16 protein-coding genes are annotated in these 19,097 nt (G+C 53.4%); 13 read left to right on the plus strand and 3 right to left on the minus strand.

Annotated elements, in window-relative coordinates; all coding sequences use genetic code 11:
* Positions 1 to 356: 356 nt before the first annotated feature.
* Positions 357 to 1,016: a response regulator gene (locus B3K89_RS01840; RefSeq protein WP_293892760.1), complete on the minus strand. Its 660-nt coding sequence runs from the start codon at positions 1,014 to 1,016 to the stop codon at positions 357 to 359.
* Positions 994 to 2,277 carry a sensor histidine kinase gene (locus B3K89_RS01845; protein ID WP_298506742.1) on the minus strand — a complete coding sequence of 428 codons (1,284 nt, stop codon included), beginning with the start codon at positions 2,275 to 2,277 and terminating at the stop codon, positions 994 to 996. Before B3K89_RS01845 ends, B3K89_RS01840 begins: the two co-directional genes overlap by 23 nt.
* A gap of 171 nt (positions 2,278 to 2,448) precedes the next feature.
* Here B3K89_RS01845 and B3K89_RS01850 point away from each other — a divergent pair, with 171 nt between their 5' ends.
* The 13 genes from B3K89_RS01850 to B3K89_RS01910 all read left to right on the plus strand — a co-directional run bounded on the left by B3K89_RS01850 (position 2,449) and on the right by B3K89_RS01910 (position 18,043).
* Positions 2,449 to 3,750 (plus strand): ABC transporter substrate-binding protein, encoded by a 1,302-nt coding sequence (locus B3K89_RS01850; RefSeq protein WP_293892754.1) that lies wholly within the window; start codon positions 2,449 to 2,451, stop codon positions 3,748 to 3,750.
* Between the two features lie 85 nt (positions 3,751 to 3,835).
* Complete coding sequence (locus tag B3K89_RS01855) at positions 3,836 to 4,714, plus strand: carbohydrate ABC transporter permease (protein WP_293892752.1); 879 nt, start codon at positions 3,836 to 3,838, stop codon at positions 4,712 to 4,714.
* Positions 4,711 to 5,523: a carbohydrate ABC transporter permease gene (locus tag B3K89_RS01860; protein WP_345906993.1), complete on the plus strand. Its 813-nt coding sequence runs from the start codon at positions 4,711 to 4,713 to the stop codon at positions 5,521 to 5,523. The genes B3K89_RS01855 and B3K89_RS01860 overlap by 4 nt, the downstream gene beginning before the upstream one ends.
* Positions 5,524 to 5,531: 8 nt before the next feature.
* Positions 5,532 to 8,678, plus strand: coding sequence for a glycoside hydrolase family 2 TIM barrel-domain containing protein (locus tag B3K89_RS01865; protein WP_293892747.1), 3,147 nt, complete (start codon positions 5,532 to 5,534; stop codon positions 8,676 to 8,678).
* 54 nt (positions 8,679 to 8,732) lie between these two features.
* Entirely contained in the window at positions 8,733 to 9,278 is a 546-nt protein-coding gene (locus B3K89_RS01870; protein WP_293892744.1) for a glutathione peroxidase, read from the plus strand.
* Positions 9,279 to 9,582: 304 nt separating this feature from the next.
* Positions 9,583 to 10,128 (plus strand): glutathione peroxidase, encoded by a 546-nt coding sequence (locus B3K89_RS01875; RefSeq protein ID WP_293892741.1) that lies wholly within the window; start codon positions 9,583 to 9,585, stop codon positions 10,126 to 10,128.
* Between the two features lie 135 nt (positions 10,129 to 10,263).
* A complete protein-coding gene (locus B3K89_RS01880; RefSeq protein WP_293892738.1) occupies positions 10,264 to 11,379 on the plus strand; it encodes a DUF1343 domain-containing protein in 1,116 nt (371 codons plus the stop codon).
* Complete coding sequence (nagZ, locus tag B3K89_RS01885; RefSeq protein ID WP_293892735.1) at positions 11,369 to 12,916, plus strand: beta-N-acetylhexosaminidase; 1,548 nt, start codon at positions 11,369 to 11,371, stop codon at positions 12,914 to 12,916. The genes B3K89_RS01880 and nagZ overlap by 11 nt, the downstream gene beginning before the upstream one ends.
* Positions 12,909 to 13,388 carry a GNAT family N-acetyltransferase gene (locus B3K89_RS01890; protein WP_293892732.1) on the plus strand — a complete coding sequence of 160 codons (480 nt, stop codon included), beginning with the start codon at positions 12,909 to 12,911 and terminating at the stop codon, positions 13,386 to 13,388. The genes nagZ and B3K89_RS01890 overlap by 8 nt, the downstream gene beginning before the upstream one ends.
* The gene (locus B3K89_RS01895) at positions 13,385 to 14,536 is read left to right on the plus strand and encodes an anhydro-N-acetylmuramic acid kinase (protein ID WP_345906994.1); all 1,152 of its coding nucleotides are present in this window, start codon (positions 13,385 to 13,387) and stop codon (positions 14,534 to 14,536) included. The genes B3K89_RS01890 and B3K89_RS01895 overlap by 4 nt, the downstream gene beginning before the upstream one ends.
* 152 nt (positions 14,537 to 14,688) lie before the next feature.
* Complete coding sequence (locus B3K89_RS01900; RefSeq protein WP_293892726.1) at positions 14,689 to 16,227, plus strand: extracellular solute-binding protein; 1,539 nt, start codon at positions 14,689 to 14,691, stop codon at positions 16,225 to 16,227.
* A 21-nt stretch (positions 16,228 to 16,248) separates the two neighbouring features.
* Positions 16,249 to 17,172: an ABC transporter permease gene (locus B3K89_RS01905; RefSeq protein ID WP_293892723.1), complete on the plus strand. Its 924-nt coding sequence runs from the start codon at positions 16,249 to 16,251 to the stop codon at positions 17,170 to 17,172.
* 1 nt (position 17,173) lies between these two features.
* Entirely contained in the window at positions 17,174 to 18,043 is an 870-nt protein-coding gene (locus B3K89_RS01910; RefSeq protein ID WP_293892720.1) for a carbohydrate ABC transporter permease, read from the plus strand.
* Here the strand turns inward: B3K89_RS01910 and B3K89_RS01915 are convergent.
* Complete coding sequence (locus B3K89_RS01915) at positions 18,018 to 19,055, minus strand: LacI family DNA-binding transcriptional regulator (protein WP_293892718.1); 1,038 nt, start codon at positions 19,053 to 19,055, stop codon at positions 18,018 to 18,020. The genes B3K89_RS01910 and B3K89_RS01915 overlap by 26 nt on opposite strands.
* Positions 19,056 to 19,097 lie beyond the last annotated feature (42 nt).

Here is a 19,097-nt window from a genome sequence, read left to right on the forward strand (position 1 = left end):
AACTTGTAAACTCACGCTAGGAACAGAAATATAAAGTAGTAATGGAGGTGTGAGGGATGCATCAACAGGCTGACGACAGTCAAGATCTTGCTACCTTCGAAAAAATTATGAGACACAACCCGTTGTGATTCTCGCCCCTAAACAGAAAGAGCAGTAGGCGGACCATTGGCCTGTAGGTAACCAATCCACGTATATGAAAGTGGTCAAATGCTGAAAAACTGATTCGGCCTGTTTATGGATCCCTTACATCAATATAAAAATTGAACCGGAGAAAATGTAATGAACGAATTTTGAAAGATAGAGCAATCAGTACTTGACAGGAGTCACATCATATGAATTTTCTAAGAAGTTGTGGTCTAATGGTACTGGATTGTGTTTGCAAGGCGAATAATCTCAAACCGATCCTTGACCTCAAGCTTGGAATAGATGGTACTGATGTTGTTTCTTACCGTCTGCTCGGCCAATTGGAGCCGATCGGCAATCTGCTGATTGTCAAAACCGGTGGCGATCAGGCCGAAAATCTCTTTCTCCCGGTCGGTAAGCGTGTCGAACCACTCAAAGCGGCTGGATACTTCAGGAATCTTGGGACTTGTTCCGTCATACATGGCGTTGATCAGCTTGGTGGCAATCTTCGGTGAAATCTGCACCAAACCAGAATGAAGAGCCCTGATGGCGGCGATAAGCTCGGTAGGAGAGATGTCCTTGAGCAAGTACCCGGAGGAACCGATGCGCAGCGCCTCTCGAACATACTCATCCTCGTCATAGGTGGAGAGCATGACGATCTTGATCGAGCGCTGTTTCTCAAGAATACGTCTGGTGGCGACAACCCCGCTGATATCAGGCAGATGGACATCCATGAGAATGACATCAGGGACCAGGTCGCAGGCCATTGCTATGGCGCAGGTTCCGTTCTTGGCTATGCCGACGACCTGAAGGTCATCGGTATAGTTCTCAAGGCTCATCCTGAGACTCTCCACGAAGAGCGGTTGGTCATCAACCAAGAGGATTCGTATCATCGGTCTGCTCCTTCTGCAGGGGAATGGTTACGGTAAGCTGAAAGCCCCCTTCGGGAGCATTTTCCGCCCTCACCACACCGCCGAGTCTGCTGATTCGTTCTTCCATACCGGCCAAGCCTATTCCTTTGATGATCTTCTTTGCACCGGTTCCATTATCCAGAATGATCATCTGCACCGACTCTTCCACAATCCAGAAGAGGATTCGCACACAGGTTGCATGACCGTGCCGAAGGGCGTTGGTCAGGCCCTCCTGCACGATGCGGTAGAGAACCAAATCCAGTTCATCACCGAATGTTGCATCGAGGTTGCCGCTCTCGATCTCCACCCGCACTCCGGTGGTGCTTTCAAAAATCTTCTTGATCTTGTAAATGGCACGCATGCCGACTTCCCGTTCAGAATCCGACTTGCGCAGCAGGTGCAGCGCTCTTCGCGTCTCCACCAGACCCTCCTGGGCCTGTGAGCGAGCAGCACTGCACATCTCGCTGGTTTTGTCGATGTTGCGGCAGCCGGTGGCGATGATGGCATCCATCATGGCGATTATGTTGGTGAACATGTATCCGCTGATATCATGAATCTCGCGGGAAATCCTGTACCGTTCCTTCTTTGCCGCTTCCATCTCCGCCGTTCTAGCATAGTTCTGCAAGCTTTGGCTGAAGATGGTCAGCTTGGTGATGGTGGCATCGAGAATCTCAATCTGGGACTTGGCTTTCTCATGCAGTGCGTGCAGGTGCTTGACTGCAATCTGCAGGTAGGCGCTTACAAGAAGGATGACCGTGAAGGTGATCAACTCCTCGTTTCGGGCCGACCGCAGCAGGGGATTGAGGTCGTTCTCCCCCAAAAAAGGAGGCAGCAGCTGCAGTGCAAGAGCGGTACAAGCAAACAAAACGGGGAAGGGCAGGTCGAACGGCCAGGCGATCAGGGAGATCATCACACTCTGGAAGGCCAGGTAGAGCATCAGGCGGATGGTCAGGTAGTCGTTGAGCGAGTAATCGAGAACCAGCAGGACGGTGACGGACAGAAAACAGAGCAGCAGGATTCCCAGCAGGTGCCTGGTATGGGAGAGCAGGACGATGAACAGAGCGTAGAAGAGGAAAAACACGAAAAAGGTTCGGTAGAACTCAAAGGGGCGCTCGCTCGTCCCCCCGTCCAGTCCATATGTGGAAATAAATAGGGCCAGGGCAGTGAGCAGCAATAGTACTGCATATGCATCAAAGACATATGAAAAGATATTTTCCTTTTTCAGGACCGTTTTGATTCCCATGGCAGTCAGTATACCATATCCAAAAACGGAGACGGTACATTTGTACTTGATGAAGTAGTGGAAATAAGCGTTTTCAGTATTTCTGTCCCTTCCTTGCGCCGCATGCTCAGCCTATCATGCACTTGTAGAAAAAGTAGCAAACTTGTTCTAGAAACACAAGGAGGAAATGGTATGAAAAAGACCATGTGTGTTGTATTGGCACTTCTTTTGGTTGTCTCGTCTCTTGCTTTCGCAGGCGGCAAGGCTGAGACCGCTGCAGTGGCAGCCGACCCGAATGCCCCGGTAACCCTCACTGTCTGGTGCTGGGATCCGACATTCAACGTTTTTGCAATGAATGAGGCGGCAAAAATATATGCCGTCGACCATCCCAATGTGAAGATCAACGTAGTGGAAACCCCCTGGAACGACCTGCAGCAGAAACTCATCACCAGCCTGTCTGCAAAAGCCACCTCGAACCTTCCGGACATTATCCTGATGCAGGACAATGCCATCCAGAAGAACGTCATTACCTATCCTGAGGCATTTGTTGCACTCAATGGGAAAATCGATCTGACCCAGTTCGCCCAGTTCAAGGTGGACGTAGGGACCGTCGACGGCAAGCACTATGGCGTACCGTTCGACAACGGGGCCACCGGTACGTTCCTCAGAAGAGATATCATTGAAAAGGCCGGCCTGAAGGTCAGCGACTTCAACGACATCACGTGGGAACGTTTCATCGAGCTTGGGAAAATCGTCAAGCAGAAGACCGGTATCGCCATGATTTCAACAGTTGCCAACGAGCCCGACTTTCCGATGTTGATGCTCCAGAGTGCAGGCACCTGGATGTTCGATGAGCAGGGCAAGGCTTACATCAAGGACAACAAGGTTCTGAAAGAAGCCCTTCTCATCACCAAGGAGATGGTTGAAAGCGGCGTTTGCATCCTCGTTCCCGACTGGAATGCCTATATTGCAACCCTGAACAACGGAACCGTTGCTTCCACAATCAATGGATGCTGGATCAGCGGATCGATCCAGGCTGAAAAGAGCCAGAGCGGCAAGTGGGCTGTTGTCAATACTCCCAGATTTGCAAACATCGCCGGTTCGGTGAACTACTCCAGCCAGGGTGGGTCAAGCTGGATGGTCATGGCCAATTCCAAGAAGGCCGACGTCGCCATCGACTTTTTGGCAAAGACCTTCGGCGGAAGCGTAGCCTTGTATGAGACCATTCTGCCCGCAAGCGGCGCCATTGCAACCTGGCTGCCTGCGGCAAAGAGCCCGGTATACTCCACTCCCATCGAGTTCTTCGGTGGACAGAAGATTTACGAGGACTTGGTCAACTATGCCAGCAAGGTTCCCAACGTGAAGTACGGTGTCTTCAACTATGAAGCACGTGACGCCATTGCTCGTGCCCTGAGCGAAGTCTTGCAGGGTGGAAACATCGATGCAGCCCTTGCGACGGCGCAGAAGAACGTAGAATTCTTGATGAGCGAGTAGGAATCAACTAACATCCGCCCCGATGCCGCTGTATACTGGCGGTATCGGGGTTGTGTGATTGAGCACCGAAGAAGGGAAAGGCATCATGGCAAAGACAACACTGACAAAAAAAATCAACCTGTACGGCTGGTTGTTTGTCATACCCGCAGCACTGTTCATATTCGTCCTGAATTTTTATCCGATGGTCAGTGCATTTCTCCTTTCATTGCAAACGGGTAGGGGAAACAATCTGAAATTCGCCGGGCTGAAGAATTACGCCCGCCTCTTTCAGGACGAGATGTTTCTCACCTCGGTGGGAAATGTCATCACCTATCTGGTGATCCAAGTTCCCGTCATGCTTACATTGGCGTTAATCCTCGCCTCGATTCTCAACGATCCCAAACTCAAGGGCAAAGGCATATTCAGGACTCTCATTTTCCTGCCGTGCGCAACCAGCTTGGTCTCCTCGGCCATGATTTTCAAATCATTCTTTTCCATCGACGGGATCGCAAACACCACCCTCATGGGCCTTGGTGTCCTCCAAAGTCCCATGAGCTGGTTGACCCATCCAGTCTGGGCGAAATTCGTCATCATCCTGACCATTACCTGGCGTTGGACCGGCTACAACACCGTATTCTACCTTGCAGGGCTTCAAAACATCGACCGCAGTGTCTATGAAGCCGCCCGCATCGATGGAGCTTCCGCCTCACGCCAGTTTTTCTCCATAACCATCCCGCTGCTCAAGCCGGTCATCCTGTTGACCACCATCATGTCCACGAACGGGACGCTGCAGCTCTTTGACGAGGTGCGCAACATCACCAATGGAGGACCGGGGATTGCAACACTGTCCATCAGCCAGTACATCTACAACCTCTCGTTCATGTACAATCCGCAGTTCGGCTATGCCGCTGCCGTATCCTATGCAATTTTGGTGATGGTGGCGGTGCTCTCCTTCATCCAGATCAAAGTGGGGGACAAGCGATGAAACAAAAACACCTCGCAACAATCGCAACCTATGTGTTTCTTTGTGTTGTTTGCCTGTTCTCGGTGTTCCCGTTCTATTTCATGATTGTCGGCTCGACCAATCTGAGCGTGGATATCGTCAAAGGACGGCTTTTTTTCGGCACCCACCTGATCGAGAACTTCAAGACGCTTGCATCCACAGTCAAATTGGGCAATGCATTTTGGAACTCTATGCGCAATGCTCTTGCCAACACGGTGGCAAGCCTGTTTGTCTGCTCGCTGGCCGGCTATGGGTTTCAGATCTACCGTGACAAAGGCAAGGACACCCTGATGGGCTTGCTGCTGCTTTCCATGATGGTCCCCTTCGCCGCCCTGATGGTCCCGCTGTTTCGCATGTTCAGCCAGGCAAGGTTGCTTGATACGACGGCCGGATTCATCCTTCCCACCATCTCAACAGCTTTCCTCATCTTTTTCTTCCGGCAAAGCGCTGAATCGTTCCCTATGGAAACAGTGCAGGCCGCCCGGGTGGACGGACTGGGTGAGCTGGGAATTTTCTTCAGGATTTTTGTCCCGATCATGGCCCCGACGTTCTCCGCCGCCGCCATCGTCACCTTCATGGCCGCCTGGAACAACTATCTGTGGCCCTTGATCATCATGCAAAGCCAGGAGAGTCAGACCATGCCCCTGCTTATCACAGGCCTTACCGCAGGCTATACTACCGACTATGGGATCCTGATGCTCTCGGTAACCATCACGACCCTGCCCACCTTGATACTCTTCTTCACCCAGCAGAAGCGGTTTGTCGAAGGTGTGTTGGGATCAGTCAAATAGGAGTACGTATGTCCACGCTGTTTTTATCCCATCGCGCTTGGGAGCAACCAAGTATCACCAGTATGAATCGGATGCAGATGCATTCTCTTCCCAAAGCCTTCCCGAAGCGGGAAGCAGCCTTGGATTATGCCGTCAAGGGCCCGGAGCATTGGGATGCTGCAAGCAATCCCCTGTATCGATGCCTCGATGGCACGTGGTCCTTCCGCTACTACGATTCTCCCTTGTCGGTGGAGGAGCAGGTGCTCGACGAACACTCCGATCTGGTTTGGGAAGAGATTCTTGTTCCCGGATCGTGGAGTGTACAAGGGTATGACAAGCCCCATTACACCAATGTGGTCATGCCCTTTGCCAATACGCCTCCCGTAGTCCCGGAAAAAAACCCGACCGGGGTCTACCGTACCACCTTCACCCTCGATGAGCAGTGGAAACGGCAAAGCACCATATTGGAAGTAGGGAGTGCGGAAAGCTATCTCGAAGTCTATGTCAACGGCGCCTTTGTCGGTATGGGCAAGGATACCCGTCTTCCCTCAAGCTTCGATTTGACCGACTTCGTACGCTTGGGTCAGAACACCCTCACCTTGGTCGTAGTACGCTACAGCGACTCCTCCTATGTCGAGGATCAGGACCAGTGGTGGTTCGGCGGTTTGCATCGAAGCGTTGTCCTTTCCTGCGTTCCCAAGGTGACGATGAAGGATGTAAAGGTGACTGCCGTAGTGGACGCAGGCCTTGCAAAGGCCAAGGTTGAAGTACGAGTATCCACGACAGCACGGAAGGAACCGCTGGAAGTGAGCCTGTACGACCCCCAAGGGACGCTGCTCAACAGATGGAGCGTAGAAGCACAGGATTCGTGGTTTGTCAGCTCGTTTGATGTCGAGCACCCTCTGCTTTGGAGCAGCGAGCAGCCCACGCTCTATTATGTGGGCCTCTCGCTTGGTGATGAGCATCGCTCTCTTCCGATTGGTTTCAGGCGCCTTGAGATTTCCAAGCGGCGGCTTCTGATCAACGGCAAGCGGGTCTTGATCAAGGGCGTGAACCGCCACGAGCACGATCAGTACATGGCCAAGACGTTGTCGGTCGCTTCCATGGTGGAGGACATCCGCCTGATGAAACAGCACAACTTCAATGCTGTACGCACCTGTCACTATCCCGATGACAGCCTCTGGTATGAACTGTGCGACCGATACGGCCTGTATGTCATGGATGAGGCCAACATTGAGACCCATGCGAACTATGACAGCATCTGCCGTGATGAAATGTGGGCAGCCTGCTTTCTTGAACGAGTGCAGCGGATGGTCAGGCGCGACTACAACCACCCCTCGGTCATTGTCTGGTCGTTGGGCAATGAGGCAGGCTACGGTCACAACCAGGACGCCTGTGCCGGATGGCTCAGGCGCTACGACCCCAACCGTCCGATTCATTACGAAGGGGCGAACCGCCCCGAGTGGGGCCAAGGACCGCATACCTTGGACAGCCTCAAGAGGGGTCGTTTTGCCACCGATATCATCGCTCCGATGTATCCGCCCATCTCCCTTATCGAAGCTTGGGATCACAATACCGAAAGCAGTGACGACGACCGGCCCCTGATCATGTGTGAATACAGCCATGCAATGGGCAACTCGAACGGCAGTCTTTCCGATTACTGGAAGACCATCCGCAGCTCCCGCGGCATTCAGGGTGGTTTCATCTGGGACTGGGTCGACCAAGGAATCCTGGTCGATGAACAGGGCAGGCCGGTGGGCCCGAATGCGCATCTGGCAGCCGACAAGGAAGGGGGCAGGGCCTGGCGGTACGGCGGCGATTTCGGCGACCAACCCACCGATTATGACTTCTGCCTCAACGGGTTGGTGCTTCCAGACCGAACGACTAAACCCGCCATGGCGGAGTGCCTGAAGGTGCAACAGCCGATCCACATCACAAGCGAGCATCCTGCAAGCGGCAGGTTCACCCTGCAAAGTGAATTGGATTTCACGACCACAGAGAATCTGCAGCTTCGATACAAGCTGTTCAGCGAGTCTGAAGCAGGACGGCTGGAAGGAGAGATTGAGCTTCCCGTACTCGAGGCGGGCCGAAGCTGGCAATTCCAGCTGGAAATCCTTGCCACCGCCGAAGCCAAAGCTTTGCTGGGTGCCGGTCAAGCCTTTGTACTGTTCGAGTGCTGTCTGAAACAGGACACCTGCTGGGCTGAGTGCGGACACCTCGTGGCTTGGGACCAGTTTGAGCTCTCCCCTCCGATCAAGCGTGCCTTCCCCGCCGCCGAGGCGTATCTACAGAAACAGGAGAACGGCAGCTATCGCTTGGAGACAAGCGCTTATGAGGCTTCGATCAATGCCGAAGGACTTCTTTCGAGCCTCAAGTTTGTCGGCCAGAGGGAGCTTTTATCATCACCTCTTTGCATAAGCCTTTTCCGCTGTCCTACCGAGAACGACGGGCTCAAGACACTGCAGGGCAACAAGGACCTGCCCGAGTACGCCTTCTACCACGACAACAAGGCTTTCGGCCAGTGGCTGGTGAACGAACTGGACAAGACATCGTTGGTGCTTTTGGATGTGCATATGGAGAATGGGCGGCTGTGCAGCCGCCATCGAATCGAGAATCCAGCAGGGCTTGATCTGGGAACGTTCGAGCAGCACTGGGTGTTCTCCTCCGACGAGCTCTATTACCGCTGCACCATCTTCCTCAGCGATGCAATCGGGGAGTACCCGAGGGTTGGGCTGAAGTGCGACCTCGATACGAGCTGGTCCGCTGTACGGTATTTCGGCAGGGGGCCCGAGGAGAACTATCCCGACCGCTGCGAAGGCTCTGCAATCGGCGACTACCATGCCACGATCGATGAACTGTATGTGCCGTATATTGTTCCGCAGGACCACGGAGTGAGGACGCAGGTCAGCCGCCTGGACATCTATGATGGAGATACCGGGGGGGTACACTTCAAGAGCCACGATGAGTTCTCTTTTGCGCTGCACAAGTATTCGCTTTCGGAGCTCTGGGAGAAACGGCATGCCGATGAGCTGCAAAGAAGCCCTGTGAACCATCTGTACCTGGATGCGGCTGTCCGCGGGGTGGGAACCGCAACCTGCGGACCTGATACCCTGGAGCGGTACCGCGTTCGCAGCGGAGTCTACCGACTCTCTTTTACCATCAGTTCCAGCCATTAAGGACTTGCATCCTGCCTCAAAAGGCAGGATGCTTTATCTATGAGGAGATCAACCATGCATCTATATGATATCGAGGTTTCGGCAATGGATGGGAAGCCCGTCAAACTGTCCGAATTTGCCGGCAAAGTTCTGTTGATTGTCAATACGGCAACACACTGCGGCTTTACACCCCAGTATGATGAACTTGAAAAGCTCTACAGGCGGTACAAGGACAAGGGACTTGAGATTCTCGACTTCCCTTGCAACCAGTTCAAGGAGCAGGCTCCAGGAACGATCGAGGAGATCAACCAGTTCTGCACCCTGAACTTTGGCACCACCTTCAAGCGTTTTGCAAAGCTGGAAGTGAATGGCGAACACGAACACCCGCTGTATACGTTCCTCAAATCCAAGAAGGGCTTTGCAGGCTTCAACCCCCTGCACGCCAGTAGTGCCCGTCTGAACGAGCGAATGCGTGCTTCCGATCCCGAGTACGAGAAGGACAGCTCGATCAAATGGAACTTCACCAAGTTTCTCATCGACAGGAGCGGTGAGGTGGTTGAGCGCTTTGAGCCTACAACCTTCATGACGGAAGTCGAAGAGAAGGTGAAGGCTTTGTTGTGAACAGGTATTCAACAAAGAGTCGGGCGTAGAGCTGCTCGATCGTGTCAACCTGGGTTTGTGATAGAGCATGAAATGCCCGTTTGGACAATTTCCCTCTGTTATGTGAGAGGAAATGGTAAAGCAGGAATACGGTGGTATCGGGCATTTCGATACCATCTTGTACAGTTTTCTTGCACCGAATAGGCAGGTATCTGTCGTTGTGGAAAATTCATACTAAATCACTTGACAAATTATCGTGTTGTGGGTAGTATTGGAATATAAGTTGTGAAAAATAAAATAGTGAACGATATAACAGGAGGAGCACATGAGCGTATATGACTACACCGTACACGGAAGAAAAGGGGAGGAAGTAAACCTTTCCACCTATAAGGGCAAGGTGCTCCTGATTGTAAATACTGCAACTCAGTGCGGGTTCACTCCCGAATACACTGAGCTTGAGAAATTATATGAAGCATACAGGGAGAAGGGTTTTGAGATCTTGGACTTCCCCTGCAACCAGTTCGATGGACAGGCTCCTGAGTCGATTGAGGAGATCCACGAAATCTGCAAGCTCAAGTTTGGAACCCAGTTTCCCCAGTTCGGAAAGGTGGATGTCAACGGCGAAGGTGCAATCCCGTTGTACAAGTACCTGAAGAGCAAGAAGGGATTCGCGGGCTTCGATATGAGCCACAAGATCGCACCCATTCTTGATGGAATCCTGCGCAAAGCCGATCCAGAGTATGAGAAGAGCAGTGAGATCAAGTGGAACTTTACCAAGTTCCTCATTGACCGCAATGGCGAAGTAGTCCAGCGCTTCGAACCCTCTTACGACCTTGGCAAGGTGGCAAAGGCCATAGAGAACCTTCTGTAACACTCCAAACACACACAGTAATTCCCATTTTTCGACGTTGCCTTTGCCAGAGGGCAACGTTGTTTTTTTCAGCAGGAGAAGTGCTTGCTCTACCGGGTGTTGTGTTCTAGGATGACTGGAGGGGGGAAAACCTGTATGGAATTCGGCTTGGACAGGGCTTTGGAAACGCTCTCGAAAAGGCACCTGGACAGGAAACGATTCGGCCTGGTGACTAATGCTGCAAGCTTTTCCTCAACATTCCAGTCCTCGAAGTCCTTTTTATGCAAACACCTGAACATTACCGACCTCTTTGCCCCCGAGCATGGCATGGGGTCCTTCATTGCAGATGGAAAGGATGTTGAGGACCAACGGGATGCTGAAACAGGCTTGGTTGTGCACAGCCTCTACAGCAACGGAGGCAAACCGGTCGATCCATCGGTTTTCCAAGACATCGATTGCCTGCTGTTTGATATTCAGGATGTAGGACTTCGGTTCTACACCTACATAGCTACGCTGAAGCAGTTGCTTCAGCTTGGCAAGCCCCTGATCGTGCTCGACCGACCAAACCCCCTCGGGGGATTGGTGGTGGAGGGAGCGATCCTCAGTCCAAGCTATGAAAGCTTTGTCGGTCCGAGCGGACTACCCGTGCGCTACGCTCTGACCATGGGAGAACTTGCGTTTTGGATGCAGCACCAGTACGGCCTATGCGGCGAGCTTGGGATTGTCGAGCTTTCGGGCTATAGACGAAGCGACCTTTGGCACGATACCGGACGGCCATGGGTCATGACCAGTCCCGCCCTTGCACACCTTGGGGGCGTGTTCCTCTACGCCGGCTTTTGTCTGCTGGAGGGGACCAACCTCAGCGAGGGAAGGGGAACCAGTGCACCCTTCGAACTCTTCGGAGCCCCCTTCATCGATCCCTACCGCTTATCCGACGAGGTCGGCAGGCTGGGTTTGCAGGGAGTCGTCTTCACGCCTGTCTCCTTCGTCCCATCCCGGGGCAAGCATCAGGGGGCGCTCTGTCACGGCTTGTACGCCCACATTCTTGATTACCATGCTTTGCGTCCGTTCAGTACATGCCTCAAGGTGCTCGCGACGGTGCATCATCTATATCCCGACCGGCTCTCCTTCACTGCACATTTTTCCAAGCTTGCGGGCTTCGGACCTGAAGAGCTGTCCGCCGACAAGCTTGGCCACACGTTGCAGAAAGCAGAGGAGGAGTCGCAAGCATTCATGAAAGAGAAGAGGAGATTTGAACGATATGGGAAGTGAGAGACGGATCATGATCGGCCAGCATTTTGTCTGCGGGTTCGACGGATTGGAGATGGATGAAACCTTCCTTGAGGCTGTGAGGCGTTACAAGATAGGCAATGTCATCCTGTTTGCCCGCAATATTGCAAGCAAGGCTCAGTTGTTCCAGCTTTGCCAGGATATTCAGAAGCTGGTCAAGCAGGAGTGCGGCCGCCCGGCTCTCATTACGATAGATCAAGAGGGTGGCATGGTAACCAGGCTCTCGGGCGATTGTACCAATGTTCCCTCTGCGATGGCCATCGCAGCAACGAAAGCGACTCAGTCTGCTTTTGAAGCTGGACAGATTACCGCAAGAGAACTCAGGGCGCTTGGAGTGAATGTGGACTTCGCCCCCTGCCTGGATGTGAACAGCAATCCTGATAATCCGGTGATCGGAGTGAGAAGTTATGGCGACGACAGCGAGGTGGTGTCCTCGTTCGGGCTTTCCATGATTGAAGGATTGCAGAGTGCAGGCGTGATGGCTGTAGCCAAACACTTCCCGGGCCATGGGGATACACACCTTGACAGTCATGTGGCCCTTCCTGTCGTAGAAGGCACCAAGGAAGAGCTGGAGATGCACCTCGCCCCGTTCAAGCACGCGGTGCATGACGGGGTGATGGGGATCATGACCAGCCACATCCTGTTTCCCCACCTTGAACAGGCTGATCTGCCCGCCACCATGAGCCGCAGCATCATCACCGGACTGCTGCGTTCAGAGTTGGGTTTCAAAGGCCTGATATTCAGCGATTGCATGGAGATGGATGCAATCGCAAAGCACTACGGGACCGTAAAGGGGGCGGTTGCCGCCCTCAAGGCAGGCGTTGACCTGGTATGCATCAGCCACCGGGTTGCCCTGGGCTGTGAGGCTGTCGAGGCGGTGGAAGCCGCCTTGGATGCTGGACTGTTGAGTGAAGAGGAACTGATGCGATCGACACAGACTATTCTTTTGGCCAAAGATATGCTGGAGCAGCAGGAGAGACAGCCTTTGTCCGTGGTCAATTGCCCGGAACACCAAGCAATGAACCGCAAGCTGCACCAGCAGAGCCTGACCTTGGTGCAGGATGCACCCTTCGAATTGGGAGAGAACCCCTGCTTTGTCGGGCCCCGATGTTTCCGGGCGACCAATGTCTCCAGTGATGAGGATGCGTTGGTGTTCGCACCCCAAATGGCCCTCCTGTTGGGAGGGTCCTCGATTGTGACCGGCAACAACCCCGAAAGCGGGGAGATTGAAGCAATAACAGCGCAGGTGGACAAAGCCTCATCGGTGGTCTGTGCAACCTACAACGGGCATCTCCATACCGGTCAGATTCAATTGGTGAATGCATTGGCTGCGAAAAAGCCCGTACTCTGCATCGCCTTGCGCAACCCGTACGACTTGGCCCTCTTGGATGGACACATTCGCAGCATCGCCGCGTATGCCTATACCAAACCTGTGTTTCTTGCACTCGCTGAGATGTTGAGAGAGAAATGGGTGCCACAGGGAAGACTCAGCGTTTCTTTAGGAGGTAAGCATGCCTGATATGTTGGTCAGACTCTATGACCTGCCATCCAGCAGCCCTTTGCTGGCAAAGCTGGAGGAGCAGGGGATAACAATCCAGAGGGCGATGGCCCCTGATAAAGTCCGGGTCCTCTCCTGGATAGGCGAACACTCCTCCATCAGCGCCCAAGGGGAGGCGGATGTGTGCTTTGCACGCCATCCCATCTCCCTGTTTCTTGCTGTGAAGGAGAGACGGATTCTCGGATATGCCTGTTATCATGCAACCGCTCTGGACTTTTTCGGTCCTACCAGGGTGCTTGATGACATGCAGGGAATGGGCATCGGCAAAGCCTTGTTGCTGCGTTCCCTGAAGGCAATGGCCGATGAAGGGTATGCCTATGCCGTCATCGGCGGGGTGGGACCTGCCGCTTTCTACGAGAAATGTGTCGGAGCAACCATGATTGAAGGTTCGACACCGGGCATCTATAAAGACTTTTTGGGAGCGAGGACATGAGCCTGGTCATCGGCCTTATGAGCGGGACCAGTGCGGACGGCATCGACGCCGCATTGGTGCGCATTGAGGGGGAAGGGGAGGCTGTCGATCTTGAGGAACTTGCTTTCGTCTCCTGCCCCTATAGGGAGGAAGTGCGCTCGCGCCTGCTGGCCCTCGCCCAAGGCGATGAGGGAGGGAGCCGGGAGCTGTGCCTGATGGATGCCCTGCTCGGCCGCCTCTTTGTGGAAGCGGCACGCAAGGTCTGTGAGAAAGCCGGGGTGGAGACTCGGGACATCTGTCTGATCGGTTCGCACGGGCACACCTTCTACCACGTGCCTCAAAGTACTGAATACTTGGGGCAAAGCATACGCTCGACGCTGCAACTGGGTCAAAGCAGTTTCCTCGCTGAGTCTTTCAGGTGTCCGGTGGTCAGTGATTTTCGAAGCCGCGACCTTGCCGCAGGGGGGCAGGGAGCCCCTTTGGTTCCCTATACCGAATACCTGCTCTTCAGGCAGCCCGACAAGTCCATCGCCCTGTTGAACATCGGAGGAATCGGGAATATCACCATATTGCCGGCGAACTGCAAACCTGAAGAGGTGCTCGCTTTTGATACAGGAGTGGGGAACATGGTCATCGATGCACTGGTTTTTCACTACAGCCACAACTCACTTCGCTATGATGAGGGGGGAGCCTGGGCACAAAGAGGAACCGTCGATGCATCGTTTCTTGCATGGATGGAATACAGTGATTCCTACCTCCCCCTATCTTTGCCCAAGTCCACCGGAAGAGAGTTGTACGGCAAGGTGTATGTACAGCGCCTTCTCAAGCAGGCAGACAGCAGACAGCTGAATTGTTCGGATGTACTGGCCACGGCAACCTACTTCATCGCCCGTTCGGTGAAACGGGGCGTGCAGCGGTTTTATCACGGTACCCTCGATTACCTGGTTGTGGGTGGAGGCGGGAGTCATAACCTTGCAATCCTGGATGCACTGGAAAAAGAATTGGGAATCGCCGTCTATACCTGGAAGGATTTCGGACGTGACAGCGACAGCAAGGAGGCTGTTGCCTTCGCCCTTCTGGCTTGGCGACGGCTTGCAGGAAAGCCGAATACCCTGATTTCCGCGACCGGCGCAGAGCATAGTGTTGTCATGGGTAAATTGGAACTCTGATTGAAAAATATTTTCAATTTGTTTTCAAGCTTTAGTAAAAAGTATTGTTGCTAGTTGCTTGATTTGGTGCATATACTATAGAGGTGGTGTACACCTGATGTTGTCCGAAATCACCGTTTTACGGTTGTTTCCAATAAAAAAGGAGGGGCACTATGAAGAAAACCCTGTTGGTTGCTCTCTTGGTTTTGGTCTCACTTTCCTTCCCGCTGTTTGGGGCGGGTGTAAAGGAGACCTCAGGCGGCCCGATTGCATTCTCCGCCTTCTATTCGGACAATGCGACACTGCCGTTCAAGCACGATTGGTTGACAGTCACCGAAGTCCAGAAACGGGTGAATGCCAAAGTCGAATTTGAAGTCATCCCCATCGTGGATTACCAGACGAAGGTGTCATTGGCCCTCAACACCGGCACCAACGCACCCGATGTAATCCTCTATCAATCCACCAAGGGGGAGAATGCAGCCCTGTCGCTCAACGGTGCCATCGTACCCATCAGCGATTATGAGGCCTGGACACCGAACTTCAATGCCCGAGTCAAGGAATTCGGTCTTGAGGACGATGTGGATGCCTTGAAGCTGAAGGACGGCAAGCGCTACTACCTGCCCGCCCTCTTTGATGTCCCGTTCTACGACGGCGGCCTGATCTTGCGTGAAGACCTCCTGAAAAAATACAACCTGGCCCCTCCCAAGACGTTTGAGGATTTGTATCAGGTGCTCAAGGTCTTCAAGCAGCACGATCCGTCTTCCTACCCGTTGACCATCCTGGCAGGGCCGAGAGTGCTGTACCGCATGACCATGCCTTCCTGGGGCATCAGCTTGGGAAAGAATTCCTCCAGTGGAAGCAACACCCTCAGCTGGGACTATGCAAACAAGCGCTACTTCGCCGGAGCCATCAGCGAGCAGTACAAGAGCTACATCACCTACCTGCGCAAGCTCTATGCCGAAGGCCTGCTCGACCCTGAGATGGCCGAGCCCATCGACGGCGACCGCTGGAACCAGAAGCTTGCCACCGGCAAGGCCATGGCCAGCTATGCCTACTATGACCAGATCGGCGGGGTGACTGCAAACAGCACAATTCCCGGTTTCAAACTGCAAATGTATCCGGCCCTCGAAGGTCCTGCAGGAGCCCACCACCAACCCAAGAGCAAGACCGGGTCGGGAATCCTGTTCCCGATCAAAACGGCCAAGCGTCCCGATTTCGAGCAATTGGTCCGAGTCGTGGACGAGATGTTCTTCTCCGAGGAGAACGCCAAGCTTTGGTGCCTGGGTGTTGAAGGGGTGACCTACACCATGCAGAACGGCAAGGTGGTCTTCTCCGATGAGATCCGCAACTCCAGCGAAGGCATCTACAAGAGCCTGCAGGTCAAGTACGGCTGCGGCAGTGATGTGACGCAGATGGTGTGGGTCAATGCCCGCGAGATGACCAAGTACGATGAGAACTATGCACGCATCAACGCCGAGGTTGAGGCCATCGGTGATGTCATTCAAGCCATTCCTCCGACGCCGAAGTTTGACGACCGCATGGCCGAGGAAGCAGGCACCCTGCAGACTCCGCTCTCCGATGCCTTTGAACGCTGGAATTCGGCTTTCCTGACCGGCAGCAAGAGCATCGAGAAGGATTGGGACGCCTATGTCAAGGAGATGAAGAGCCTTGGCATCGAGAAGTTCACCGAATTGTACAACGCCAATTTGTAACGGGTTGTTTGGGGGGTCTGGATGAAACAGGAAAAACCGCTGAGGAGAAGGTCGTATTTTGTACGGTATTGGCAACTCTATGCCATGATGGTACTTCCCTTGCTCTATTTCCTGGTGTTCAAGTATGTTCCCATGCTTGGCAGCGTCCTGGCCTTCCGACGATATCGTCCGGGGATGGGTCCGTTCGGAACCGAGTGGGTGGGTTTGACCTACTTCTCGCGGTTTTGGTCGGACCCGGCCTTCTGGCGGGCCTTTCGCAATACCTTGATCCTCAGCATCTTGAATCTGGTGGTGAACTTTCCCATTCCCATCCTCTTCGCCATCCTGCTCAACGAGGTGCATCTGCTTGCATTCAAGAAGGTGGTGCAGACCGTCTCCTATATGCCCCGGTTTATCTCAACGGTGGTCGTAATCGCCATTCTTGGGGAATTGCTTTCACCTTCCAGCGGCATCATAAACCAGTTGCGCCAGCAATTGTTCGGCAAGGAAGCTCTCTACTTCATGAATGAGGCACGTTTTTTCCGGATCATCTACATTCTGGTGGACACTTGGCAGTATACCGGCTGGACGGCGATCATCTATCTTGCCGCCATTACGGCGATCCCTGCCGAGTTGTATGAAGCCGCCACCATCGACGGTGCCAGCCGCACCCAGCAGATTTTCTATGTCACCATCCCTTCCATCATGCCCACCATCATGGTGATGCTGATCATCAGCGTAGGAAGGCTTCTCTCCCTCGGCTTTGAGAAGGTCCTCTTGCTCTATACCCCGGACAACAGCATGGTCAGCGACATCATCGACACCTTGGTCTACCGCACCGGCCTCGCCAACCAAAACTACTCCTATGCCACAGCAATCGGCCTGTTCAGCGGCATCATCGGAGTCATTTTGGTATCGTCCTCCAATGCATTGAGCAAGAGACTTACCGGAGAGGGGATATACTAGCATGAAGACCTATCGAAGCCCCTCATCATTGCTCTTTTCCTTTGTCGTGTACCTGGTGATGGCCCTCACGCTCGCTGTCTGCCTGATTCCCTTCCTCTACATGCTCGCCCTTTCCGTCTCCAGTCCGAAGGCAATCATACACAATGAGGTGTTCCTCATACCCAAAGGGCTGAACCTCGAGGCATACATCCAGATCTTTTCCTATCCCAACTTCTTCAATGCGTATGGCAATACGTTTATCTATACCTTGGGCGGGACGGCGATCAGCCTCACGCTGATGATATTGTTTGCCTATCCATTGAGCAAGACACGGCTCAAGGGGGTGAAAGTCGTCATGCGCCTGGTGATTTTCTCGATGTTTTTCTCAGGCGGCCTGATACCCAACTACCTGCTGGTCTCTTCGCTTGGACTGACCAACACCCGTCTGGCGATGCTGATCCCATTTGCGATCAACCAGTTCAACCTGATTTTGCTGATCAACTTCTTCAAATCGATTCCCATGGATCTGGAAGAGGCGGCCATCATCGACGGGCTCGACTACAAAGGCATCCTGATACGCATCATATTGCCGCTGTCCACCGCCGCCTTGGCCACCGTAGGACTCTACACTGCCGTCTTCTTCTGGAATGACTGGTTCCACGGACTCATCTACCTCAAGAGCAGCCAGTTTCCGGTCATGCTCTTTCTTCGCAACATCGTAACCGGCACCAGCATGGTCGGCGATGCAGCCGGATCGGGTGATAAGAGTACGATTGCGATTTCCATCAAGAGTGCGGTGATCATCACCAGCACGCTTCCCATCATCATTCTCTATCCCTTCCTCCAGCGCTTTTTCGTCAAAGGCGTCATGATCGGGGCCGTGAAAGGGTAGATGATGGTTTCTGCGTAGTTTCGCGAACGATCAGCTCGGTATCCATGTACATGCTGGAGATGGGAATCTGTTCTCCGCTGATGCGCTTGATGAGCATTTCACAACTGAGCAACCCGAGTTGGAACTTGGGTTGATTGACCGTGGTGATGGAGGGGGTGCACATGGTGGAGAGCTCGATGTTGTCGAATCCGAGAATGGCGATGTCCTTCGGCACTTCCAGACCCGATCTTCTCACCGCCTTGATTGCAGCAGCCGCATAGACATCACTGGAGGCAAAGAACGCGTCGGGTCTTTGGTCAGAGTTCAGCAGCTGAAATGCAGCCGAAACCGCCATGTCATAGCTGATCTCCTGCAGCTGGATGATGATCTCCGGATCCTTCTTGATGGATGCCTGCTCAAGGGCCTGCAGGTATCCCTTGAGCCTGTCCTGGGCATACTTGTACTCCAAGGGTCCGTTGATGAACGCGATCCGCTTTCTCCCAAGGGAGATGAGGTACTCGACGGCGTTGCGGGCTGCCGAGACATCGTCGATGGTGACAAAGGGGATGTCCACACTGCTGATGCATTCACAACATTGCACCAGCGGAATGAATGCGTTGAGCTTAAGCAGGGTTGAACGGTTGATGCAGTTGGTGGTGATCAGGCCGGCTGCATTGGTTTTTTTCAGCAAATCTGTAAAAGTGTCATAGGATTTTTCATCGATGGAATCCTCGTTGACCAACATGTTGTATCCGTTGCGCCGGGCGGCTGCCTTCGCCCCTTGGATGATGAGGCTGTAGAATGGATTGTCCAGGCTGGGGATGTTGAAGATGATCAGGTCGTTTGATTTCGAGCCTAACGCCTCAAGGCTCGAGGTATCAAAACCAAGAGCTTTCATCGCATCCAAGACCGTCCTGCGTGTGTCCTCGCGTACATTGGGGTTGTTGTTGATGACTCTGCTGATGGTTGCAATCGAGATGCCGGAGAGTTCGGAGATAGCCGAGTAGGTGATTTTCTTGGATGCAGGTGCCATGGGTATACCTCTGATTCCACTATAGAAGCAGATCTGCAAGCA

The sequence above is a fragment of the Sphaerochaeta sp. UBA5849 genome (genome assembly GCA_002432715.1).
GTDB lineage: Bacteria > Spirochaetota > Spirochaetia > Sphaerochaetales > Sphaerochaetaceae > Sphaerochaeta.